The organism is Verrucosispora sp. NA02020 (assembly GCF_013364215.1).
Classification (GTDB): domain Bacteria; phylum Actinomycetota; class Actinomycetes; order Mycobacteriales; family Micromonosporaceae; genus Micromonospora.
In genome coordinates this window covers 4,189,961-4,212,857 of sequence record NZ_CP054923.1, presented here as the reverse complement: position 1 = coordinate 4,212,857, position 22,897 = coordinate 4,189,961, and the positions used below count along the sequence as shown (strand labels likewise).

The window sequence follows — 22,897 nt, the reverse complement described above, 5'->3', positions numbered from 1 at the left end:
CCGACATGACCATGCGGGACATCCGAATCATCGGCGACCCGGTGCTACGCACCCCCAGCGAACCCGTCACCAGCTTCGACGCCGACCTACGCGCCCTGGTCACCGACCTGATGGACACCCTGCTCGGCGCACCCGGCCGCGCCGGCGTCGCCGCACCCCAGATCGGCGTCAACGCCCAGGTGTTCGTCTACGACGCCGACGGCCACCGCGGCCACATGATCAACCCCACCCTCGAACTCTCCGACGACCTACAGGACGACGACGAGGGCTGCCTGTCCATCCCCGGCCTGTACTTCCCGACCCCCCGCGCCCTGCACGCCACCGCACACGGCTACGACCAGCACGGCGAACCCCTCACCATCGCCGGCAGCGGATTCCTCGCCCGCGCCCTGCAACACGAGACCGACCACCTCGCCGGCCGCCTCTACGTCGACACCCTGCGCGGCGACGTCCGCCGCCGCGCCCTGCGGGAGATCCGCGCCGGCCGCTTCGACTCACCCCGCCGCGCCTGACCCACCCGCCACCCACTCGTCCCGGGTGATCGCATACTCCACCTCACCGGCCTGCGCACCCGGCAACGGATCCGGCCACGGCAGGTGCAACGTCCGCACGTGACGCATCCCCACCGCCGCCATCGTCGCCCGCGACCCCACGTTGACCGCCATCGTCTCGGCGAAGATCCGCGACAACCCCAGGTCGGCGAAACCGTACCGAATCAACTCCCGGGCCCCCTCCGACGCCAGACCCCGACGCCAGAACCGCCGCGCCAACCGGTACCCCAACTCGGCCTGACCCGTCACCGGCCCCTGATCGGCCCGCGACGGCGGCTCCAACAGCCACCACCCGACGAACTCACCGTCCACCGACCCCGCCCAGAACCCCAACCCCGGCGACCGCCGCGCCACCGCCAACCGCTCCCGGTGCCACCGCGCCACCTCCGCCGCCGACCGCACCGGCCCCAGGAACCGCATCACCTCCGCGTCGGCGTCCAACGCCACCTCATCAGGCAGATGCACATCCGCCAACGGCGCCAACACCAACCGCGCGGTACGCAGAATCACCTGAGACACGCGCGTCATCATCCCGGCCACCGGGCACCACCGCCACCGACAATCAGCGGCCACCGGCGCGCAGCCGGAACTCGCCGTACTCGGCCACCCGGGTGAACCCCAACCGCCCGTACAACCGCACCGCCGCCCCGTTGTCGGCCTTCACGTTCAACGTCACATGGTCCACGTCGGCCCGTAACACCTCGCACAGCCGCGTCACCACCGCCGCCGCCAACCCCCGACCCCGCCACCCCGGCCGCGTCGTCACGTTCCCGATCGCCGCGACCCGATACGTGGGGGAGAAGACATGCACCCCCGCCACCGCCACCAACAGCTCACCGTCACTGACCCCCACGTACCGGCCGGTGTCCACCATCCGCGCGTCGAACCAGTTCCCCGGATACGCGACCGCGTACAACTCCCGCAGCCGAGGCAGATCCGCCCGCCCCAACACCACCCCCGCCGGCGACACCCCCACCGCGCGGGAAGGATCCGTCCACGCCATCTTCAGATGCGTCCCCGACGACGTCACCTCGAACGCCCCCGCCAACGCCACCTCCACACCGGGGGACAGGTGCGCCTCCAACCGGGCCGGCAACACCGGCACCACCTCACCCAGCAACGCCGACACCGCCGCCACCCCGCCCGGCCGCGTCAACGCCACCAACGTCGGCGACACCGCACCGTGATACAGCAACACCACCGCGTCCCCACGCCGAAACCACGACGTGTACGGCCAGAAGAAATCGTCCAGATCACCCAACTCGTACGCGTGCAGCCGAGGATCCCGCCCCAACAGACCCGCCAGGACGGCCCGGTCGTGTTCCGCGCGCACCGACACCCGCCGATGATCACACGCGCCGCGTCGCGCCGCTCACCCCGCCCGCCACTGGTCGTAGCCCAACTTCGCCACCAACGCCACCACCACCAGCAACAACACCCCCCGCACGAACCCCGCACCCCGCCGCAACGCCATCCGCGCACCCACCATCGCGCCCACGACGTTGCACACCGCCATCGCCGCACCCAACAGCCACCACACATGCCCCGTCACCGCGAACACCGCCAACGCCCCCGCGTTCGTCCCCGCGTTCACCACCTTCGCCATCGCCGACCCGTGCAGAAAATCCGCCCCCACCAGGGCCGTGAACGCCACCACCAGGAACGTGCCCGTACCCGGCCCGATCAACCCGTCGTACAACGCGATACCCACCCCCGCCACCAGCACCGCCACCACGACCCGCACCCGGGTACGCCGCCCCGGCGACGCCGACACCCCCAACCTCGGCCGCGCCACCACGAACACCGCCACCGCCACCAACACCACCAACACCACCGGCCGGTACGCCGACGGCGGCACCGCCCCCGCCAACGCCGCACCCACCCCCGCGCACAACACCGCCAGAACCGCCGCCGGCCCCACCACCGCCCAGTCGACACGAGTACGCCGCGCATACGTCACCGCCGCCGCCGACGTCCCCGCGATCGCCGCCAACTTGTTCGTGCCCAACGCCGTCGCCGGCGGCATCCCCGGCGCCGCCACCAACAACGCCGGCAACAACAACAACCCGCCGCCACCCACCACCGCGTCCACCCAACCGGCCAACACGGCAGCGGTCAGCAGCAGCGCGACAGTCGACGGATCCAGATCCACGGCGGCATTCTTCCCACCCCGAGACGACCGACGCCGCCACCTGTGGCCAGCCTCACCGGCCCCGACGCCGCCGCAACCACACCCCGACCGCACCCACCGCCACGAACACCAGCACCGAACAGAACAACACCCGCAGCATCGGGCAACTGTGCCACGGCGTCGATAAGGTGACACGGTGCGCCTGGCCACGTTCAACCTGCTGCACGGCCGGTCCCTGACCGACGGCCTCGTCGACCCCGCCCGCCTCGCCGCCGCCGTCACCGCCCTCGACGCCGACGTCCTCGCCCTCCAGGAAGTCGACCGCGACCAGTCCCGCAGCGGCAACCACGACCTCACCGCCATCGCCGCCCAGGCCCTCGGCGCCACCGAACACCGCTTCGCCGCCGCCGTCGTCGGCACCCCCGGCGAAGCGTTCCGCCCCCTCACCCACGACGGCGACGGCCACGGCGAACCCTGCTACGGCGTCGGCCTGATCTCCCGCCACCCCGTCAGCAGCTGGCACGTCACCCGCCTACGCCCGGCACCCGTACGGTCCCCGGTCTACGCACCCGGCCCCCGCGGCGGCCTCATCCTGCTGCACGACGAACCCCGCGTCGTCCTCGCCGCCGTCCTGGACACCCCGCACGGGCCCCTCACCGTCGCCGCCACCCACCTGTCCTTCGTGCCCGGCTGGAACATCCGCCAACTCCGCCAGGCCGTCCGCGTCCTACGCGCCCTGCCCGCACCCCGCATCCTGCTCGGCGACCTCAACCTGCCCACCTGGGCCACCCGCCTGGTGTCCCGCTGGCACCCCCTGGGCCGCCGCCCCACCTACCCCGCCGGGCAACCCCGCGTCCAACTCGACCACATCCTCGCCGACCGACAGGACCTGCACCGCCTACCACCGGTCACCGCCGTGCAGACCCCGCTGGCCACCATCTCCGACCACCGACCCCTCCTGGTCGACCTCGGCTGACCTCGCCGCCGCCCGCACCGCGTTACGGAACAGCATCGCCACCGTCACCGGACCCACCCCACCGACCCGCGGCGTGATCGCCCCCGCCACCCGCCCACACGACGGATCCACATCCGGCAACAACCGGCGCCCCGCATACCGCACCCCACCACCCACCACCACCGCACCCGGCCGCACATGATCCGGCCGCACGATCCCGGGCACCCCCGCCGCCGCCACCAGGATCTCCGCCCGCCGCGTATACCGAGGCCAGTCCGGCACCCCCGTGTGCACCACCGTCACCGCCGCGTTCGCCGTCGGCCGCTTCTGCGCCAACAACAGCGCCAACGGACGCCCCAACGTCGCCCCGCGCCCCAACACCACCACCTCCCGACCCGCCACCGGCACCCCGTGGAACGCCAACAACGCCTCCACACCCGCCGGCGTACACGGCACCGGCCCCGGCAGCCCGAGCGCCAACCGCCCCACGTTCACCGGATGCATCCCGTCCACGTCCTTCTCCGGGTCCAGCACCTGCAACGCCCGGTCGTAGTCCAACCCACCCGGCACCGGATGCTGCACCACCACCCCGTGCACACCCCGGTCCGCGTTCAGATCCGCCACCACCGCGTGCAGATCCGCCTGCGACGCCGACCCCGGCAACCGCACGTGCGGCGACGCGAAGCCCAACTCCGCCGCCTGCCGCTGCTTGATCCGGATGTAACCGGCGCTCGCCTTGTCGTCACCCACCAGCACCGTCGCCAACGCCGGAGTCACCCCCGCCGCCCGCAACGCCGCCACACCCTCGGCCACCTCGACCAGAACCTGCTCCGCCACCGGCCCACCAGGCAACAACCGGGCCGTCGTCGACGTCGTGGACATGGCTCACCTCGATCGTGGAGGCCCAGGCGGACGACCCCCACGACGAGCTCCCCGATGGTCCTATCCATCCCCGGTGCCGCCAGTCGCGTCACCCGTAGCCTTCCACACCCGACGCCGCGACCACCACCGTCAGCCCGGGGGACCGAACGCCAACGCCCACCGCAACGCCACGTCCCGCACCCCGGTGAACCGCCGCACCTGCGCCAACCGTCCCGCCCGCACCGCCATCGCCGCCATCCGCTGCGTCGGCACCCGCCGCACCCCGTCGTAGCGGGCCAACGCCGCCGACACGTCCGACTCCACCGCCAACGCCTCCGACAACGCCACCGCGTCGATCAACGCCTGACAGGCACCCTGCCCCAGATCCGGCGTCATCGCGTGCGCCGCGTCGCCCAGCAACACCCACCGCCCCCGCACGTACGTCGGCACCGGCGACAGATAGTGCACGTCGTGATGCAACATCCCGGCCACGTCGACGCGATCCAGCACCGCCGGCACCGGGTCGTGCCAGTCACCGAACCACCCCCGCAACGCCGCCAGATCACCCTCCGGCGGCCGGAAACCCTCCGGCGCCGCCACCGCCGCGTACCAGTTCGCCACCCCGGGACCCTGCGGCGTCACCCCGAACTTGCGCCCCGGACCCCACGTCTCCCCACCGGAGGCCACCTCCAACGGCACCGTGCCACGCCACGCCGTCACCCCCGAGTACCGCAGCGGGAACCGATCACCGAACATCGCCACCCGGGTCGCGCTGCGGATCCCGTCCGCGCCCACCACCACGTCGTACCCGTCACCCAGCTCGGCCGGACCCGCCACCGGCGCCCCGAAACGCACCGTGCCCGCCGGCAACGCCTCCGCCAACAGACCCAGCAACGCCGGCCGGGACAGCAGCAGCACCCCCTCACCGTGCCGCCGACGGATCCGCCCCACGTCCAACCGGGCGATCACCGTCCCGTCCGGGCGACGCATCGCCCCGTCCGGCTGCTCCCGACCCCGTTCCCGCGCGAGCGCACCCACACCGAGCCGATCCAACGCCCGCAACGCCGACGGCCAGATCCCCAACCCGGTACCCGTCCCGGGCAGCCCCGCCGCCCGCTCGAACACCGACACCGTCCACCCGGCGCGCAGCAGTCCCACCGCCACCGCCAGCCCACCCACGCCGCCTCCGATGACAGCCGCTGATCCTCGCATCACCCGACCGTACTACAGATGTAGTCGCAGCCACTACTGCTGTAGTCTCACCTCCGTGGACGCCCGCCAACAACGCCTCCTCGACGCCGCCATCGCCGTCCTCGGCACCCGCGGCCCCCGCCATCTCACCCACCGCGCCGTCGACGACCAGGCCGAACTCCCCACCGGCTCCACCTCCAACCGCTACCGCACCCGCGAAGCCCTCATCGCCGGCGTCCTCACCCGCATCCTCGACCTCGAAACCACCGGCTGGAACCACCTCGCCGGCACCCTCGACCACATCGACCCCGACACCTTCACCACCGCCCTCGGCGCCCTCGCCCACGACCTCACCACCACCCACCGCGCCCTCACCCTCGCCCGCCTCGCGATCTTCGCCGAAGCCGCCCACCACCCCGCCCTGCAACACCAGATCGCCCAACGCCAACACGACCTCGCCGCCTGGGCCACACCCCTGCTCGCCGCACTCGGCGCCCGCCACCCCACCACCGCCCTACGGCTCCTGCTCGCCCTCCTCGACGGCCTCCTCAACAACCAACTCGCCAACCCCGACCCCGACTTCGACCCCACCGCCGCCATCGCCGCCGTCCTCCCGGCAGTCCTCGACGCTCACCCCGCCTGAGACCGCACCAACCCCACCAACGCCCGGTACGTGCGATTCACCCGCGCCGCCTCCCGCTGCTGCCCCGACGTCACCTCGATGTACGTCTGCGACGACGCCAACGACGCATGCCCCAACAACCGCATGATCTCCGCCGCACCCGCCCCGTCCTCGGCCAACCGCGTCGCGAACGTGTGCCGCAACGCGTGCAACCGCGCCCCACGCGGCACCCGGTCACCGATCCCCGCACGCCGGTAACAGGACTCCACCAGATACTGCAGACCACCCCGCCGCAACGCCTCACCCTCCCGATCCACCAGCAGCGGCGACCCCGGCCGCACCGACCGCGCACCGAACCGCCGCACCCGACTGTCCAGATAGTCCGCCAGCAGCGCGTCCAGATCCGGCTCCACCGGCAACACCCGAGGCCGCCCACCCTTACCGGCCACCTCCAGCCGGCGCTCACCCGGCCGACCCGCGAGCGAACCGACCCGCAACGCCAGCAGCTCCGACAACCGCAGCCCGGCACACAACGCCAGCGCCAACACCGCCACGTCCCGCTCCGGCCACGGATCGCGCTGCCGACCTCGCGCCTGCGCCGCCGCCGCGAGCAGCCGCTCGGGAGTGTCCTCACCCCGCAGCGGCTTCGGCACCGGCAGCGGCGCCCGGGGTCGCCCCACGGCCGGCATCGGATTGCCGGCCACCACCTGCTCGGCCACCAGGAACGAGAAGAAGCCGTTCCAGGTCGACCAGGCACGACCGACCGAGGCGGCGGCCCGGTCGGCGGCGAAGCGGGCGAACGCCGCCCGCATCAGCCTGGGGGAGAGCGCCTCGATCGACAGGGCGTCGAGGGGGAGGGGAGGGGTGGCCAGCTCCGCCGCGAGCGCGGCCACCGCGATCAGATCCCGCCGGTACGCCGCCTGCGTGTGCGGGGAGGGCTTGCGCGTCGCCCGCGACGTCAGGAACTCCTCGATCAGCACCTGGACCGCTTCATCCCTTTTGTCATGCATAAGGGATATTATGCATGATTTTCGGGTTCATGGCCGACCCAGGGGAGCGGGGCGGTTTCCGGCGCGAGCCGTGCCGGGCGTCGGAAAGGCGCCACGGGGCTGGTTCCTCGGCTGCGCCCGGATTGAGGGGTTCCCAGGCGGCGACGACGTGGCGCGCGCGATAGGGGTGGGGCCGCCCGGACGTGCCGGTCGGTGCCGGCTGCGAGCGACCGGCACCGACCGGTCGGCGTGCACCGCCGGATGAATGATCGTCGACGCACCGCACCGCGCCGGGATGTAAGGAAGGGTCCCTTGCTAACGCCTGGTGTATAGCAGGGGACCCTTCCTTACATCCCGGGCTGTGGTGGTGCCCCCTCTCGGGGGGCGCGTCGGAACGTCAGCTTTACATAATGCCAATTATCGAACGTAGGCTGACCGGCCGGAAGGACCGATGGTGGGCCTGGATCGGTAGCATCTGCTCCTCGTGGACTCCGACAGCGTGATGGTGAACGTTCCGGCGGGACGTGTGGTGCTGACGGATCGGCGTACGCAGCGCAGCTGGCCGGTCGACGTCGGGCCGTACCGCCTCGCCGCGTATCCGGTGACCCGGGCCCGGTACGCCGCGGTCGTCGGTGTCCCCTGTGCGACCGACGAGCGCCGTCGTCCGATGGAGACGGTGTCCTGGTGGGACACGGTGCGGTTCTGCAACGCCCTGTCCGAGGCCGACGGGCTGCGGCCGGCGTACCGGGTCGACGGTGAGGACGTCGAGTGGGACACCGGGGCCGACGGGTACCGGCTGCCCACCGAGGCCGAGTGGGAGCATGCCTGCCGGGCCGGCACCGCTGGTCCTCGCTACGGGCCGTTGGACGAGATCGCCTGGTATCGCGGCAACTCCGGTGAACGGCTGCGCGACGTGGGCGGTAGGCGGCCCAACGCCTGGGGTCTGTTCGACATGTTGGGCAACGTCTGGGACTGGTGCTGGGACGTGTACGACCCCGAGGTGTACGGCACCTACCGGGTGTTGCGGGGCGGCGGCTGGTTCGACGAGAAGTGGAGTTGCCGTGCGTCGGTGCGGCGGCGCAGTCACCCCAGCTACGCGATCGACGACGTGGGATTCCGCCTCGCCCGCTCCGGTCACGCTCAGTAGTCGACCACTCCCCTCGTTCGGTGCGCCTAGGCTGCGGGTGTGTCGAGTGTCGTGGATGGGGTGGCGGTGCGGCGGGTGGCGGGGGCGCTGACGGCGTACGCCTGTGGGGACGCGTTGGGGGTGCCGTACGAGGGGCGTCCGCCGACGCGGGACGGTGACGAGGTGATCGAGACGCCTCAGGCCAGTGACCGGTGGGCGGCCGGGGCGACCTCGGACGACACCGCGTTGACGCTGCTCGTGGCGCGGTGTCTGGTGGACGGTGGCGGTGCCGTGGACGCGGTGACGTTCCTGTCGCGGATGGCGGCGCAGGATCCGCCGGTGCCGGGTGCGGGGCCGTCGACGCGGGCGGCGCTGGCGGCGTTCCGGGCGACCGGGGCGGTGCCCGCCGATCGGGAGGGTGGCACGAACGGCGCGCCGATGCGGGCGTTGCCGGTGGGGTGGTCGGTGCCGCCGGAGCGGGTGGATCTGCTGGTGGCGCGGACGGTGGAGGTGACGCGGGCGACGCATCGGGCGCCGGAGGCGTTGGCGTCGGCGGTGGTGATGGCCGGGTGTGCGTCGTGGTCGGTGGCGGGTGCGCCGATGGCGGTGGTGGTGGCGCGGGCGGTGGAGTGGGTGGAGGTGGCGCGGCCGGTGTGTGGGGACGCGCCACGGTTGGCCAGGTTGGTGGGTGCGGTGGCGGCGGGTGGGTGGTCTCCCCCGCAGTCGGGGGTCGGGCTGGACGCGGCGGAGACGGTCGCGGCGGTGCTGCACAGTGTGCGGGGCGCGGATTCGGTGCGGGGTGGGTTGGTGGCGGCGGTGCGCGGTGGTGGGGACACGGACACGGTGGCGGCGTTGGTGGGTGGTCTGTTGGGTGCGGGGTCGTCGGCGGAGGCGGTGCGGGCGGAGTTGCCGTGGAGTGGGTCGGTGGTCGGGCTGGACGCGGCGGAGGTGCGGCGGTTGGCGGCGGGTCTGGTGGCGTTACGGGAGTCGGCGCGGTGAGGTGGGCGGGGTCGGTCGGTGGGCGGGTCGGGTTCGGTGGGCTGGTCGAGGCGCGGGTGCCCATGGGGTTGTTGATGGCAGGGTTCGGCCCCGGGGCGTCGCGCACCCCGGGGCCGGTGGCGCAGGGTTATCCGCCTGCGGCGGCGCGGTCGAGGATCTCGCGGGCGCTGCGCGCCACGGCCGCGTCGACGAGCCGCCCGTCGGCGGTGACCGTCACGCCGGAGCCGTCGCGTTCGGCGGCGGCCAGCCGGTCGACGACGTCGCGGGCGGCGGCCACCTCCTCGTCGGTCGGTGCGAAGACCCGGTTGACGACCGCCACCTGGGCGGGGTGGATGGCGGTGCGGCCCCGGAAACCCTGCCGCAGCAGCAGCCGGCTGCTCTGTTCGAGGCGGTCCGGGTCGCGCAGGGCGGTCTCGGTGGGGCCGACGGGCGGGGCGAGGCCGGCGGCGGCGCCGGCGAGCACCAGACGGGACCGCATCGGCCACAGCTCGGCCTTGTCCGGTCCGGGTTGCAGGCGCAGTTCGGCGGCGAGGTCGGCCTCGCCGAGACCGAGCCGGACCACCCGGCGGGCGGCGGCGACCGCGTCGGCCCGCCACACTCCCCCGGCGGTTTCCAGCAGGGCGAAGACGACCAGCGAACCGGCTGGCAGGCGGTGGGCGTGTTCGGCGTCGCCGAGCAGCGCGTCCACCTCGGTCAGCAGGTCGACGTCGGCCTTGGGCACCACGATGCCGGTGAGGTGTACCCCGGCCACCGCGCCGATGTCGGCGGCGGGGGTGTCGGCGTTGACGCGTACCCACCATTGGGGGCCGGCGGGTGCGTCGGCGAGGAATGTCGCGACGGTGTCCCGGGCGGTGCTCTTGTGGGCGGGTGCGACCGCGTCCTCCAGGTCGAGGATGCAGGCGTCGGCGCCGCGTGTCGCGGCCCGGGTCAGCTTGTCGGGCTGGTCCCCCGGCACGTACAGGTAGCTGCGGGCGATCGCGGGGGACGTGCCGACGGCGGTCACGGGCGGGTCGGGCGGGACAGGTAGCGGCCGCGTGGCTGCCCGACCACGGTGCCGTCGCGGAGGATCTGCTCGCCGCGCAGGAAGGTGTCGGTGACGCGGGCGGTCAGTTCCATGCCCTCGAACGGGGTGTAGTCCTGCGCGGACAGTGACTCGTCGGCGCGGACGGTCCAGGTGTGTTCGGCGTCGACCAGGCAGAAGTCGGCGTCCAGGCCCTCGGCGATGGCGCCCTTGGTGGCCAGGCCGAAGCGGCGGGCCGGCGCCCACGAGGTCAGTTCGGCGACGCGGGCGTAGGACAGGCCGCGTTTGGTGCCTTCGCTGATCAGGCCGGGCAGCAGGTATTCGGCGCCGCCGAAGCCGGATTTGGCGACGAAGATGTCGTCGTCGGGTTCGCCGAACTTGACCTCGGCGCGGCAGCAGGCGTGGTCGCTGACGACCCAGTCGAGTTGGCCGTCGAGCAGGTGTGCCCAGAGCGCCTCGACGTCCTCGCGGGGACGCAGCGGCGGGTTGACTTTGCCGCCGAGGCCGTAGGCGGTGTCGATGTCGGCCAGCAGGTGACCGATGGTGACCTCGCGGCGGAAGTCGACGTGCGGGAACGCCTGGGCCATGCGGATCGCCGCGTCGACGGCCTTGGCCGAGGAGAGGTGCAGCAGGTTGATGGTGGGTAGGCCGGTCTCGTGGGCGAGGTAGGCGGCGATGCTGACCGCCAGGCCCTCGGAGTGCGGTGGGCGGGAGGCGCTGTACGCGGCGAGGCCGGTCAGGGTGCCGTCCTGCTCGACCATCCGGGTGTACGCGGACATGATCTCGGCGGTCTCGCAGTGCAGGGACAGGGAGATCTCGTCGGCCAGTTCGGGGAACTGTTCGCGGGCGGCCTGCACGCCGCGCATGACGAACTCGAAGTGCGCGTAGTCGTAGCGGGCGTCGGGCGGGATCATCAGGAACGAGCTCTGGTCGGCGGAGCGTCCGTGCAGGCCGTGACCGCCGTAGAACATGAAGATCTTGAACGAGGTGACGCCGTGGTCGCGGACCAGGTCGGGGATCTCGTCGATGTGTTCGGCGGTCATCGGCGCCACGTGGAAGGCGTAGTCGACGAAAGAGCGGTCGTCGGTGGCGGCGCGGACCTCGGGGAAGAACTCGCCGTACGGTCCGCCCCGGTTGAGGTAGTACTGGCCGGTGCGGATGTAGTTGATGGCGGAGGTGACGCCGCCCTGCGCGCAGGCGCGGCTCTCGGTGGCGGTGTCCTGCGCCAGCGGGTGGTAGATGCCCCAGTGCTGGTGGGCGTCGACGACGCCGGGGAAGGCGAGCTTGCCGCCGCCGTCGACGACCGTGGTCGCCTCGGTGGTGTCGATGTGCGGGGCGAGGTGGGCCACCCGGCCGTCGCGTACGCCGATGTCCAGCGCCGTCGGCTCCGCCTGGTCGTGTCGTACCACGCGGACGTTGCGCACTACGAGATCGAAGGGTTGCATGATGTGCTCCTGATGGTCGGCGGGCGACGGGTCGCGGGTGGGTCAGTCGGTGGCGGTGCGCAGCCGGGTCAGTGGGCGCAGCAGGTCGGCCACGTCGGTGACGTCGGCGAGGCCGGCGACGGCGGCCACCACCTGGTCGGTGGTGTCCGGGTCGAGGCGACCGGCGACGTTGTCGCGGAACTTCATGGCCAGTTCCGCGTCGGACAGCGGTCGTTGTGGGCCGCCCCGGTTGGTCAGGACCTCCTCGCGCCAGGTCCGGCCGTCGTCGGTGCGGACGGTCACGACGGCCGGGAACTGGTAGGGGAAGATCTTGGTGCACTCGTCGTCGGCGACCACGTCGACGCGGGCCATCAGGGCCCGGCGGGCCGGGTCGCGGGCCAGGTCGTCGGTGAAGTCACCGAGCCCGAGGCCCAGGCCGCCGCCGCCGAAGAGGCCGGCGACCACCGCGTACGGGCCGCTGAACTGGGCCTGGTAGCCGGTGTCCGGGGTGCGTTTGGTGTCGATGGGCTGCCCGATGGTGCGGATCACGGCGGCGGGTACCCGCAGTTCGATGTGGTCGATGCGGTCCAGCGGCACGTCCTGGGCGCGCAGCGCCAGTCCGGCGTCGATGGCGGCGTGGGTGAAGTGGTTGGCCGGGTAGGGCTTGAAGAAGATGTCCGGCACCGCCCAGCGTTCACCGAGTCCGTCGGTGACCTGGGCGTGGTCGGCTTCGCCGCGCAGGAAGGCGGTGAAGAACCCGAACCGGCCCTCCAGCACGGTGGGTGGTCCGGTGAAGCCGCGTCGGACCAGGTCGGCGGCGGTGACGGCGCTGTGTGCGGCCCATCCGCAGTGCAGCCGTTTGACGGTGCCGCCGGTGCGGTTGGCCTCGATCACTCCGGCGGCCATCGACGCGGTCACGCCGAGCACGTCCAGCAGGCCGTCTTCGTCGAGGCCGACGAGCATGCCGGCGGCCACGGCGGCGCCCATCGCCCCGCAGATGGAGGTGGCGTGCTGGCCGTGTTCGAAGAAGACCGAGTTGTTCAGTTCCGGGTCGTAGCCGGCCATGCCGAGGCGGACGGTGACCTCGATGCCGACCGCGACGGCGGTGGTGAGGGCGGCGCCGTCGGCGCCGGCGGCCTGCGCGGCGGCCAGGGCGGCCGGCACCACGGCGGCGCTGGGGTGCAGCACCGAGGGTAGGTGGGTGTCGTCGTAGTCCAGCGAGTGGGCCAGGACGCCGTTGCCGAACGCGGCCTGCGCGGCGGGTACCGCCTCGGGTAGACCGACGACGTACGCCTGGGGGCGTCCACCCTGCTCGGCGACGTGGTCGAGGGCGGCGTGGCTGGTGGGGAGCCGGTGCGCGGCGACGCACAGGCCGAGGATGTCCAGGACCCGCTGGCGCACGCTGGTGACGACCGGTGCGGGCAGGGGCGTGGTGCGGGCGTGGGCGGCGAACGCGGCGAGCTGCCGGGCGAGGGTCTGGTCAGGCATCGACGACCACCGCCAGCGGGCGTACGGGCGAGCCGGTGGCGCCGAAGATGGCCAGTGGCGAGAGCACGAACAGGAACTCGTGCACTCCGGCGGCGGCCAGTTCCTCCAGTGCCATGGTCTCGATGATGTAGACGCCGCGTTCGACCAGCAGCACCCGGTGCGCGGGCAGGACGCTGTGGCCGGCGCCGGGGCGCAGGCACTCGAAGGCGATGGTGTCCGCGCCGGCGGCGTGGATGCCCTGGTCGGCCAGCCAGGTGGCGCCGGCCTCGCCGACGCCGGGTACGCCGCTGTCGTGGCCGACGAAGCGGGTGCGGTCGTCGTCGCTGAACAGTCGGCCCCAGCCGCTGCGGATCAGTGCCACGTCGCCGGGGCGCAGCGGGGTGCCCTGCTGCTCGGCGGTGTGGGTGAGGTCCTGCGGGGTGATCTCGTAGCCGGCGGCGCAGCCCTGCGGGGTGCCCAGCGCGGCCGGCACGTCGAGCAGCACTCCACGGCGCACCATCGGGGCGATGGTGTGTGCGCCCAGGTCGGCGAAGCGTCCGCCGCGTCCGGCGGCGGCGGCGTCGGAGCCGTCGAACAGCCGGCCGTCCTGGGAGACGTGCGAGAAGGCGTCGATGTGGGTGCCGACGTGGGTGCCCATGGTGATGATGTCGTTGGCGGCGGAGCCGCCGTCGACGCGGACCGCGTCGCCGTGCCGACGTGGCAGGGCGTGCCAGAACGGCGGGTGGTTGGGCGACTGGGGCATGCCGATGCTCAGGCGACGGCCCAGGTCGTACACCCGGGTGCCGGCGGCGACGGCGGCCAGCAGCGCCTGGGTTCCGCTCGCCGGGTTGGTGGTGGTGCTCATGGTGGTCACGGCAATCCTTACCTTCGTGGTGGTGGCCGTCAGGCCACGATCTCCCGGTCGCGCAGGTCGGCGACGGTGTCGGGGGTGCAGCCGAGTTCGTTGACGAGGAGATCGTCGGTGTCGGCGCCGAGGGCCCGGCCGGTGAAGCGGATCCGGCCGGGGGTCTCGGACATCCGCCACAGGACGTTGTGCATCAGGATCTGACCGAAGTCGGGGTCGGGGACGTCGACGACCATCTCGGCGGCGCGGACGTGGTCGTCGGTGACGATGTCGCGGGCGTCGTAGACGGGCGCGACGGCGGCGCCGGCCTCGTCGAAGGCCCGCATGACCTCGTCGCGGGTGCGCTCGGCGATCCAGCCGCCGACGTAGGAGTCGAGCAGGTCGGCGTGTTCGGCGCGTTGGCGTCCGGAGGCGAACCACGGTTCGTCGATGACCTCGGGGTGTCCGACGAGGCGCAGCACCCGTTCGGCGATGGACTGGGCGCTGGTGGAGATCGCCACCCAGGAGCCGTCGCGGGTGCGGTAGGTGTTGCGGGGCGAGTTGTTGGTGGAGCGGTTGCCGTGCCGGTGGCCGATGATGCCGAGCTGGTCGTAGACGGTGGGTCCGGGACCGACGGCCATCATGATCGGTTCGAGCAGGCTGAGGTCGACGACCTGGCCTTTGCCGCCGTTCTGTTGGCGGGCCCAGAGCGCGACCATGGTGGCGGAGGAGGCGGCGATGCCGCAGATGCTGTCGGCCAGGCCGAACGCGGGCAGGGTGGGTGGGCCGTTCTCGTCGCCGGTGAGGTGGGCGAAGCCGCTCATCGCCTCGGCGAGGGTGCCGAAGCCGGGCCGGTGCGCGTAGGGGCCGCGTTGGCCGAAGCCGGAGATGCGGACGACGACCAGCGCCGGGTTGATCTCCAGGAGCGTGTCGGGGCCGATCCCCCACCGTTCCAGGGTGCCGGGTCGGAAGTTCTCCACCAGCACGTCGGCGGTGGCGGCGAGGCGGCGCAGCAGGTCGGCGCCCTCCGGGGTGGACAGCTTGAGCCCGAGCGTGCGCTTGTTGCGGGAGATCTCCTTCCACCACAGCGGTACGCCGTCCTTGGCGTGGCCGTGTCCGCGCATGCTGTCGCCGGCGACGGGGTGTTCGACCTTGATGACGTCGGCGCCGTAGTCGCCGAGGATCTGGCAGCACAGCGGTCCGGCCAGGATCGTCGAGGCGTCGATGACGCGCAGGCCGGTCAGCGGTCCGTCGTGCACGGGAGCCCCCATTCCTATCGTTCGCATCAAGCGAACGGTGTTTCGCTCAGCAGAATAGTTTGTTGTCAGGTGTGGGGTCAACGCACGCCCCTCACCCCCCGGCGGCGCGCAGCGCCCGTCGGGCGCGCAGCACCACCGCGGCGGCCACGGCGGCCACCACCGCCACGACCGCGCCGGTACGCGCCGAGAACGCGTCGCCCAGCCAGCCGTGCAGGATCGCCGCCGCCGGACGGATGCCCAGGAAACACATCGACCACAGCGCCATCACCCGGCCCCGCACCTCGTCGGCCAGGCCGTGCTGCATGGTGGCGTTGACGTCGCTGACCGCCAGCAGGTAACCGGCGCCGCCCACGGCGATGCCCACCGTGGCCATCACCGGCCCCGGACTGACCGCCAGCACCGCCATCCCGACGCCCAGGGCGGCCACCCCGACCGCACCGGTACGGCCACTGCCCATCACCCGCCGCAACCGGCCCACCCAGCCGGCGATCAACGCCGAACCGAGCCCGAAACAGGTGATGAAGATGCCCACCATCAGCTCACCGCCGCCGAAGCCCTCGGCGAACAGCGGTGACAGCGTGTTGATCGGCTCCATCGCCAACCCGATCAGGGCCACCGCCACCAGGCAGCGCACCAGTTCCGGCCGGGAACGGACGTAGGCCACCCCGTCGAACACGCCCAGCCGGCGCTTGCCGGCCCCGGGCTGCGCCCGGGGCAGCCGTACGCCGGCCAGTGCCAGCGCGAACACCAGGAAACTGGCGGCGTTGACGGCGAACGCGGCACCGGCACCGGCCAGCGCGTACGTGGCCGCCCCGGCCACCGGGCCGATCGCCCGGGACAGGTTGAAGGTGAGCGAGTGCAACGCGATGGCCTGCGGGACGTCGGCACGTCCGACGATGTTGGGCACCAGCGCCTGGGCCGCCGGCCCGGTGATCGCCTGCCCCACCCCGGACAGCGCCACGAACGTCAACAGCAGCGGGGCGTTGAGGAGGTCCAGGAACGCCAGCACCGCGAGCACCGCGGCGGCGGTCCCGCCCAGCGTCTGCCCGACGATGATCAGCAGCCGCCGGTCGACCCGGTCGGCCACCGCCCCGATCACCGGCGCCAGGACCAACTGCATCGCGAACTGCAACGCGGTGACCAGCCCCACCATGAAGGCGGAGCGGGTCAACGCGAAGATGGTCAGGATCGCCGCGACGTTCTGGAACCAGGTGCCGGTGTTGGACGCCAGCGACCCGAAGAAGTACGGGCCGAAGCGGCGGTCCCGCAGCAACGCGAGCCCGCCGCGACCCACCTCCTCGGTCGCCGCGTCGGGCGGGCGGTCAGCCTGCGGCACCCGCGCCACCCAGGCCGTACCCCTGCGGTGTGCCGGCCGTCAGCGAGGTCCACACCGACTTCGGCCGCAGGTACAGCCGGGCCGCCTCGGTGCCGTTCTCCCGCCCGTACCCGGACAGGCCCACCCCGCCGAAGGGCACCAGGTCCGACAGCACCCGGTACGTGTTGATCCAGACCGTGCCGGCGCGGACCTGCCCGGCGAACCGGTGCGCCCGGGCGATGTCGGCGGTCCACACCCCGGCGGCCAGACCGAAGTCGGTGTCGTCGGCCAGCCGCAGCGCCTCGGCGTCGTCGCGGAACGACGACACCGCCAGGACCGGGCCGAAGACCTCCTCGCGCAGCAGCCGCGCCTGCGCGTCCAACCGGTCGAACACCGTCGGCGGCACGTAGAAGCCGTCGCGCAGCCGCTCGTCGTCGGGCAGGGCGGCCTGCGCCACCAGCCGTCCGGCGGCACGGGTCTCGGCGATGAACTGCGCCGTCTTGTCCCGCTGCGCCGAGGTGATCTGCGGACCCAGGTCGGTGTCGTCGTCGAACGGGTCACCGACGCGCAGTCCGCGTACCCGCTCCGCGATCCGGTCGAGGACCTCGTCGTAGACCGACTCGTGCACCACGAGCCGGGAACCGGCGATGCACATCTGGCCGCAGGAGGCGAAGACGCCCAGCACCACCGCGTCGACCGCCCGGTCCAGGTCGGCGTCGCCGAAGATGACCTGCGGCGACTTGCCGCCCAGTTCCAGGGCGACCGGCGTCAGGTGCTCCGCCGCCGCGCGGGCGATCGCCTTACCGGTGTCGTGGTGCCCGGTGAACACGATCAGGTCCACGTCCGGATGCGACACCAGCGCCGCGCCGGTCTCCCGACCGCCGGGCAGCACCGACACCAGATCCTCGGGTACGCCGGCCTCGGTCAGCAGCCCGGCCAGCCGCAGGGCGGTCAGCGGGGTCTCCTCGGCCGGCTTGAGCAGGCAGGCGTTGCCGAACGCCAGCGCCGGGGCGATCTTCTTGGCGGCGAAGAAGAACGGCACGTTCCACGGGATGACCCCGGCGACCACGCCGTGCGGCTCCGGCACCGTGTACGTGTGGTACTCCACGCCGACCGGGATGGTCTCCCCGCGTACCTGCTCGGCCCAGCCGGCATAGTAGCGGAAGCTGCCGGCCGCCCGGCGTACCTCCCGCCGCGTGTCACTGAGGATCTTGCCGGTGTTGCGGGTCTCGATCTCGGCCAGTTCCTCGACGGCGGCCTCGATGAGGTCGGCGACGGCGTGCAGGATCCGGCCGCGTTCGCTGCCGGTGCGCCGGGCCCAGGCCGGTTGCGCGGCCCGCGCCGCGCGGACCGCGGCGTGCACCTCGTCCGGCGAGGCAGGCGCCACCCGGGCCAGGACCCGGGCGTCGATCGGGGAGACGACCTCAGCCATCACTGGTCCCTTCGTCAGCGGCCGGGGTGCGCGCCCGGCGATCCGGGTCCATCGACCCGGTGAGGTGTTCGGGCACCCAGACGTCCAGCACGGCCGGTACCCGGTCGCGCTGCACGGCGGCACGGGCCCGGTCCAGGGCGGCGCTCAGATCGGCCGCGCGCACCACGCGCTCGCCGTAGCAGCCCTGCGCGCGGGCGTGCGCGGCGAAGTCCGGCGACGGGGTGAGGTGACCGCCGAGGACCGTGGGTTCGGCGACGGCCAGACCGTCCGGGTAGTGCGCGGCCAGCGTGGTGGTGCCGGTGCGGTACCCGCCGTTGTTGACCACGACGGTGACGATCGGGGCGTCGTGCTGCTGCTGCAACCACAGGCACGAGTCCGGCGAGCCGAACAGGTAGGAGCCGTCCCCGGTGACCGCGACGGCGTGCGCGCCACCGGCGGCGATGCTGGCGCCGGTGGCCGCGGCCACCGACCAGCCGAGGCTGGAGCCGCCCTTCTCGAACAGGGTGCCCGGCTTCGTGCGGCGCACCGCCGTGGTGTCGAAGACCTCCCAGGTGAGCAGGTCGTCGGGGTGCAGGTGGGCGTCCAGTGCCGCCGCGATCAACGAGGGGGTGGGCACACCGCCGGCCGCTCCCCTGCCGGCGGTGTGCCGCTTGGTGCCGACGCCCGGGGGGCGCTCGCGGCGCTGCCGCACCGTGTCGGCGTCGCCCGAGCCGACCTCGCCGAGCACCGCGGCGAGGAACGCCGCCGGGTCGGCGGTCGTGCGGGCGTCGGCCCGCAACTCGTACAGCGGGACCCGGCTCTCGATCGGGTCGGGTCCCACCCAGCCGATCCACGCGTCCTCGGCGGGCTGTTCCAGTGCGGGTATCCACGGCACCGGGTGGTCCAGTACGACGACGACGTCGAACTGGTCCAGCGGCGCGCTGGTGTGCCACGGGTTGTCGTCGGGCAGGTTGACCCGGTAGCGGGAGGCGCGCACCTCCACGCCCAGGGTGTCGGCCAGTTCGGCGAGCAGCCGCACCGCGCGGGGGTTCTCGCCGACCCGGTCGGTGACCACCACCGGGCGGCGGGCGGTCCGCAGGCGGCGGGCCACCTCGCTGACCACGCCGGGGTCGCCGGGACCCAGGGTCGGCACGCCGAGCGCCTGGGCGCTGGGCACCCGGTCGCCGACGGGCACCGGGTGGCGTCCCACCTCCTCCGGCATCGCCAGATAGACCGGCCCGCGTCGGGGTGCCAGCGCGACCTGCAGGCCACGCGCCACGACCAGGGCGGCGTCGTCGAGGGCGGAGAGCTTGTAGTCCCACTTGACGTACTGGCGCACGATCGCGCCCTGGTCCCAGCGCTGCTGCTTCCAGAACACCGGCGAGGTACGCGATTCCGCGCGGGTCGGCGGATACCCCGACATGATCATGATGGGGTGGTCGCCCCACATGGCGTTGTGGATCGCGCCGCCGTGGTGCAGCAGACCGAGGTCGGCGTGGGCGGCCGTCATGCTGGGTCCACCGGAGACCATGGTCTCGCCCATCGCCGCGGTCAGCGCGACGTGCTCGTGCGGACAGGTGATGATCTCCGGGGTCGGCTCGCCCTTCTGGCGTGCCTGCGCGCCGGCCTCCTGGAAGGAGGTCAGCTCGGAGCCGCTGTTGAACCAGAGCCGGCGTACGCCGCTGGCGGCCGCCGCCGCGAGGACCGCGGCGGCGCCACCGACGGCGGCCGGGTCGGCCGTCACAGCTCCCTCGCGCGGGCGAGGTAGTCCGGGTAGATGAGCTTCTCGATCGGCGCGGCGGAGTTGACCAGCTTGGCCTTGACCAGGCTCTCCTGGCCGGTGAGCCAGGTCTGCGGGTTCATCTGCAGGGTGTTCTCCGGGCCGGCGGCCTGCCAGCTCTCCACCAGCAGGGGCAGCTCGGCGCGGGCCTGGGCGGCGTCCGCCTCCGGGTTGTACTTGCGCAGGTCGTTGATGACCTGCTCCCAGTTCTCCTCCTTGCTGGCGTAGTCGATGGCCTTGAGTACACCGGCCAGGAACCGCACCGGCATGTCGCTGTCCGACTCGACCATCTTGAGGCTGGTGTTGTACGAGTCCGAGGGCATCGGCGCGTGCTCGTCGGTGCTGAAGAAGACGACCTCGCCGATCTCCTTCTGGATGGTGGCCCGGTCGGTGTTGACGCAGATCCAGGCGTCCACCTCGCCCCGGCGCGCCAACTCGTACGCGGCGGTGCCGACACCGGTGACCGGACGCTGCACCGACCCGGGGTCGATGCCCGCGTTGATCAGCATGACGTCGAGCAGGTTCTCGGTGGCGCCGCCGGTGGAGACGATGCCGCAGGTGCGTCCGGCGAGCTGGGCCGGGCTGCGGATCGGGTCGTCGGGCAGGGACACCACCTCGAACTGCGACTTCTGCCGGACGCTGGCGATGCTGACGAACGGCGCGTCCTCGTTGGCCACCGCGATGATCGCGTTGATGCCGTTGGCGCGGGTCATGTCCGCCGAGCCGCCGAGGACGGCCTGGATGGCGGTGGCGGTGCCCTGCCCGCCCTTGATGTCCAGGTTGAGGCCGTGCTCGGCGAAGTAGCCGCGCTCCTTGGCGACCATCGTCTCCACGAAGCTCAACGTCAGGCCGGAGGCGGTCATGTACGAGCCGTTCAGGCTGCCGTCGGCGTTGACCTGGTTGTCGTCGCCGCCGCAGCCGCTGAGCATCAGGGTCATGCCGCCGGCGGTGGGCAGCAGCAGCCCGGCGGAGGCGCCGAACCGCAGGAGCGAGCGCCGGGAGACCGGCGCGCCGAAGGAGGGGTTATGTGTCACGGAGGACTCCCGGGGCGAGGAAGGTACGAATGGGTGACGGATTCGGGCAAGGAGAGGTCCGCCAGTGCCGCGTCGCGGCGCCGACCGGGTCGTGTGGTGTGTCAGGTGAGAGCCGGGCCGTCGGTCAGGGGCGGCGGCGCGGCTGCACGGACTCGTGCCAGGGGATCAGCAACCGGCGAGCGCCGGTGACGATGCTGTAGAGGGTGAAGCCGAACAGGGCCATGATCAGGATCGCGCCGAACAGCTTGTCGACCTGGAGGTTGTTCTGCAGGTTGACCGCGTACCGGCCGAGGCCCTTGTCACCGCCGAGGTACTCGCCGACGATCGCGCCGATGGTCGCCTGGACGACCGCCAGCTCCATGCCGGCCAGGATGAAGGGCATCGTGTACGGCAGGTCGGCCTTCCAGAACCGTGTCCACCGCGACGCCTTGAGCGTCGTCATCAGGTCGTGCATGGAGCCCGGCACCGACCGGACACCGAACGAGGTGTTGATCAGCAGCGGGAAGAAGGCCAGCAGCGCGGCGATGACCACCTTGGAGGAGGGGCCGAAGCCGAGCCAGAGGATGAACAGCGGCACCAGCGCGACTTTCGGCACCACCTGGGTGGCGACGATGAACGGCCGGACGATCCGGTCGAACAGCGGCGACTTGCCGATCATCAGGCCGAGCCCGACGCCCAGCACGATCGCCAGCGCCAGACCCATCATGACCTCGTAGAAGGTCGTCCAGATGTGGGTCCGCCAGACGAACGGGTCGACGATCTGCTCGCTGAACGCCTTGAACACCGCCTCCGGCGGCGGCAGCACGAAGCGGGACAGGTCGGTGACCTCGACGTAGATCTTCCACGCCACGAGGAACAGCGCGATCAGCAGGGGGCTGGTGTAGAAGGACAGCCACCGGTTGTTGCGCAGCCGCTCTTTCCAGGTCGGCGGTGGTGGCTTCAGCAACTCTTCGGCGGAGGGTGTCGGCGCCGGCTGGCGCTCTTGAGTGGCAGTCACTGTGCGGCACCTCGGTATGCGGTCAGGCCGAGACGGCGGATCGGTTGTCGGGGTCCTGCACCGCGCCGATCTGTCGACGCAGCTCGGCGGCGAGATGGCGGAACTCGGCGGTCTCGGTCATGTCGATGGTGCGCGGCCGGGGCAGCGTCACCTCGGTGATGGAGTGGATGTGGCCGGGCTTGGTCCCCAGCATCACGATGCGGTCGGCGAGGAACACCGCCTCGGAGACGGAGTGCGTCACGAAGACGACCGTCTTGCGGTTCTCCAGCCAGATGCGCTGCAGCTCGGAGTTCATCATGTCGCGGGTCTGCGCGTCGAGCGCGCCGAACGGCTCGTCCATGAGCAGCACCTGCGGGTCGTGTGCCAACGCGCGGGCGATGGAGACCCGCTGGCGCATGCCGCCCGACAACTGGTGCGGGTGCTTTCCCTCGGCCTCCGGCAGGCCGACGAGTTCGAGCATCTCGCGGACCCGCGCGGTGCGTTCCCGGCGGCCGACGCCGGCCATCTCCAGCGGCAGGGCCACGTTGGCGGCGGCGGTCCGCCAGGGCATCAGGGTGGCCTCCTGGAAGACGAAGCCCAGAGGGCGGTCGCCGTCGGACCGCGTGCCGTGGTCGAGGCTCACCCGGCCGACGGTCGGGCTCTCCAACTGACCGATGATGCGCAGCAGGGTGGTCTTGCCGCACCCGGAGGGCCCGAGCAGCACGACGAACTCGCCGTCGGCGATGTCGAGCGAGACGTCGCTCAGGGCGAGCATCGACTGCCCGCCGGCGCCGGCGAAGACCTTGCTGACGCCCTCCACTTTGATCGCACTCATGGGCTACCCCTGTCACCGACCGGCCCGCGTTTGATCGCGAGATTGTTCGCTTGTGCAGTACGCCGTTCTGTTGGTGCGAACGTAAGCTATGTTCGGCGGCAAGGTC

At 72.4% G+C, this 22,897-nt stretch carries 22 protein-coding genes and 1 riboswitch; of the genes, 5 read left to right on the top strand and 17 right to left on the bottom strand.

Translation table 11 applies throughout. The features are described from left to right. Window positions 1-5 precede the first annotated feature (5 nt). Window positions 6-512, top strand: coding sequence for a peptide deformylase (gene def, locus HUT12_RS18235; RefSeq protein WP_131054961.1), 507 nt, complete (start codon window positions 6-8; stop codon window positions 510-512). On the opposite strand, the gene HUT12_RS18230 is transcribed toward def, so the two are convergent. From HUT12_RS18230 to HUT12_RS18220, 3 genes are read right to left on the bottom strand one after another with little or no spacing between them, the layout of a single operon-like run. Continuing rightward, a complete protein-coding gene (locus tag HUT12_RS18230; protein WP_176095853.1) occupies window positions 495-1,079 on the bottom strand; it encodes a GNAT family N-acetyltransferase in 585 nt (194 codons plus the stop codon). The two genes, def and HUT12_RS18230, sit on opposite strands and share 18 nt — an antisense overlap. 34 nt (window positions 1,080-1,113) lie before the next feature. Further along, window positions 1,114-1,890 carry a GNAT family N-acetyltransferase gene (locus HUT12_RS18225; RefSeq protein WP_131054959.1) on the bottom strand — a complete coding sequence of 259 codons (777 nt, stop codon included), beginning with the start codon at window positions 1,888-1,890 and terminating at the stop codon, window positions 1,114-1,116. A 33-nt stretch (window positions 1,891-1,923) separates the two neighbouring features. Continuing rightward, a complete protein-coding gene (locus HUT12_RS18220) occupies window positions 1,924-2,703 on the bottom strand; it encodes a TSUP family transporter (protein ID WP_303393493.1) in 780 nt (259 codons plus the stop codon). 175 nt (window positions 2,704-2,878) lie between these two features. Here HUT12_RS18220 and HUT12_RS18215 point away from each other — a divergent pair, with 175 nt between their 5' ends. Further along, on the top strand, window positions 2,879-3,658 hold the full coding sequence (locus tag HUT12_RS18215) for an endonuclease/exonuclease/phosphatase family protein (RefSeq protein ID WP_176094155.1): 780 nt from the start codon (window positions 2,879-2,881) through the stop codon (window positions 3,656-3,658). Here the strand turns inward: HUT12_RS18215 and HUT12_RS18210 are convergent. Beyond that, window positions 3,581-4,519: a bifunctional 5,10-methylenetetrahydrofolate dehydrogenase/5,10-methenyltetrahydrofolate cyclohydrolase gene (locus HUT12_RS18210; RefSeq protein ID WP_176094154.1), complete on the bottom strand. Its 939-nt coding sequence runs from the start codon at window positions 4,517-4,519 to the stop codon at window positions 3,581-3,583. The genes HUT12_RS18215 and HUT12_RS18210 overlap by 78 nt on opposite strands. 13 nt (window positions 4,520-4,532) lie before the next feature. Continuing rightward, window positions 4,533-4,616, bottom strand: a riboswitch (ZMP/ZTP riboswitch). A 32-nt stretch (window positions 4,617-4,648) separates the two neighbouring features. Further along, entirely contained in the window at window positions 4,649-5,710 is a 1,062-nt protein-coding gene (locus HUT12_RS18205; RefSeq protein WP_176094153.1) for an FAD-dependent monooxygenase, read from the bottom strand. 55 nt (window positions 5,711-5,765) lie between these two features. On the opposite strand from HUT12_RS18205, the gene HUT12_RS18200 reads away from it, so the two are divergent. After that, a complete protein-coding gene (locus HUT12_RS18200) occupies window positions 5,766-6,332 on the top strand; it encodes a TetR/AcrR family transcriptional regulator (RefSeq protein ID WP_131054956.1) in 567 nt (188 codons plus the stop codon). Here the strand turns inward: HUT12_RS18200 and HUT12_RS18195 are convergent. Continuing rightward, window positions 6,320-7,321, bottom strand: coding sequence for a tyrosine-type recombinase/integrase (locus HUT12_RS18195; RefSeq protein WP_176094152.1), 1,002 nt, complete (start codon window positions 7,319-7,321; stop codon window positions 6,320-6,322). The genes HUT12_RS18200 and HUT12_RS18195 overlap by 13 nt on opposite strands. Before the next feature lie 481 nt (window positions 7,322-7,802). On the opposite strand from HUT12_RS18195, the gene HUT12_RS18190 reads away from it, so the two are divergent. Then, complete coding sequence (locus HUT12_RS18190) at window positions 7,803-8,447, top strand: formylglycine-generating enzyme family protein (protein ID WP_176095851.1); 645 nt, start codon at window positions 7,803-7,805, stop codon at window positions 8,445-8,447. Window positions 8,448-8,486: 39 nt separating this feature from the next. Then, the gene (locus HUT12_RS18185; RefSeq protein WP_176094151.1) at window positions 8,487-9,425 is read left to right on the top strand and encodes an ADP-ribosylglycohydrolase family protein; all 939 of its coding nucleotides are present in this window, start codon (window positions 8,487-8,489) and stop codon (window positions 9,423-9,425) included. A gap of 127 nt (window positions 9,426-9,552) precedes the next feature. On the opposite strand, the gene HUT12_RS18180 is transcribed toward HUT12_RS18185, so the two are convergent. The 11 genes from HUT12_RS18180 to HUT12_RS18130 form a co-directional block, all read right to left on the bottom strand. After that, a complete protein-coding gene (locus tag HUT12_RS18180) occupies window positions 9,553-10,428 on the bottom strand; it encodes a CoA ester lyase (protein WP_176094150.1) in 876 nt (291 codons plus the stop codon). Beyond that, window positions 10,425-11,891, bottom strand: a complete 1,467-nt coding sequence (locus HUT12_RS18175) for a dihydroorotase family protein (RefSeq protein ID WP_176094149.1) — start codon at window positions 11,889-11,891, stop codon at window positions 10,425-10,427. The genes HUT12_RS18180 and HUT12_RS18175 overlap by 4 nt, the downstream gene beginning before the upstream one ends. 42 nt (window positions 11,892-11,933) lie before the next feature. Then, window positions 11,934-13,358, bottom strand: coding sequence for an MmgE/PrpD family protein (locus tag HUT12_RS18170; RefSeq protein WP_176094148.1), 1,425 nt, complete (start codon window positions 13,356-13,358; stop codon window positions 11,934-11,936). Further along, a complete protein-coding gene (locus tag HUT12_RS18165) occupies window positions 13,351-14,202 on the bottom strand; it encodes a cyclase family protein (protein ID WP_176095850.1) in 852 nt (283 codons plus the stop codon). The genes HUT12_RS18170 and HUT12_RS18165 overlap by 8 nt, the downstream gene beginning before the upstream one ends. A gap of 38 nt (window positions 14,203-14,240) precedes the next feature. Next, window positions 14,241-15,467, bottom strand: coding sequence for a CoA transferase (locus tag HUT12_RS18160; protein ID WP_254876872.1), 1,227 nt, complete (start codon window positions 15,465-15,467; stop codon window positions 14,241-14,243). A 64-nt stretch (window positions 15,468-15,531) separates the two neighbouring features. Next, window positions 15,532-16,776, bottom strand: coding sequence for an MFS transporter (locus HUT12_RS18155; protein ID WP_176094147.1), 1,245 nt, complete (start codon window positions 16,774-16,776; stop codon window positions 15,532-15,534). After that, the gene (locus tag HUT12_RS18150; protein WP_176094146.1) at window positions 16,763-18,187 is read right to left on the bottom strand and encodes an aldehyde dehydrogenase family protein; all 1,425 of its coding nucleotides are present in this window, start codon (window positions 18,185-18,187) and stop codon (window positions 16,763-16,765) included. Before HUT12_RS18150 ends, HUT12_RS18155 begins: the two co-directional genes overlap by 14 nt. After that, entirely contained in the window at window positions 18,180-19,910 is a 1,731-nt protein-coding gene (locus tag HUT12_RS18145) for a thiamine pyrophosphate-dependent enzyme (protein ID WP_176094145.1), read from the bottom strand. Before HUT12_RS18145 ends, HUT12_RS18150 begins: the two co-directional genes overlap by 8 nt. Next, the gene (locus HUT12_RS18140; protein ID WP_176094144.1) at window positions 19,907-20,980 is read right to left on the bottom strand and encodes an ABC transporter substrate-binding protein; all 1,074 of its coding nucleotides are present in this window, start codon (window positions 20,978-20,980) and stop codon (window positions 19,907-19,909) included. The genes HUT12_RS18145 and HUT12_RS18140 overlap by 4 nt, the downstream gene beginning before the upstream one ends. 124 nt (window positions 20,981-21,104) lie before the next feature. After that, window positions 21,105-21,977 (bottom strand): ABC transporter permease, encoded by an 873-nt coding sequence (locus tag HUT12_RS18135; RefSeq protein ID WP_176094143.1) that lies wholly within the window; start codon window positions 21,975-21,977, stop codon window positions 21,105-21,107. Window positions 21,978-21,999: 22 nt separating this feature from the next. Continuing rightward, a complete protein-coding gene (locus HUT12_RS18130) occupies window positions 22,000-22,791 on the bottom strand; it encodes an ABC transporter ATP-binding protein (protein ID WP_176094142.1) in 792 nt (263 codons plus the stop codon). Between the last annotated feature and the right edge of the window lie 106 nt (window positions 22,792-22,897).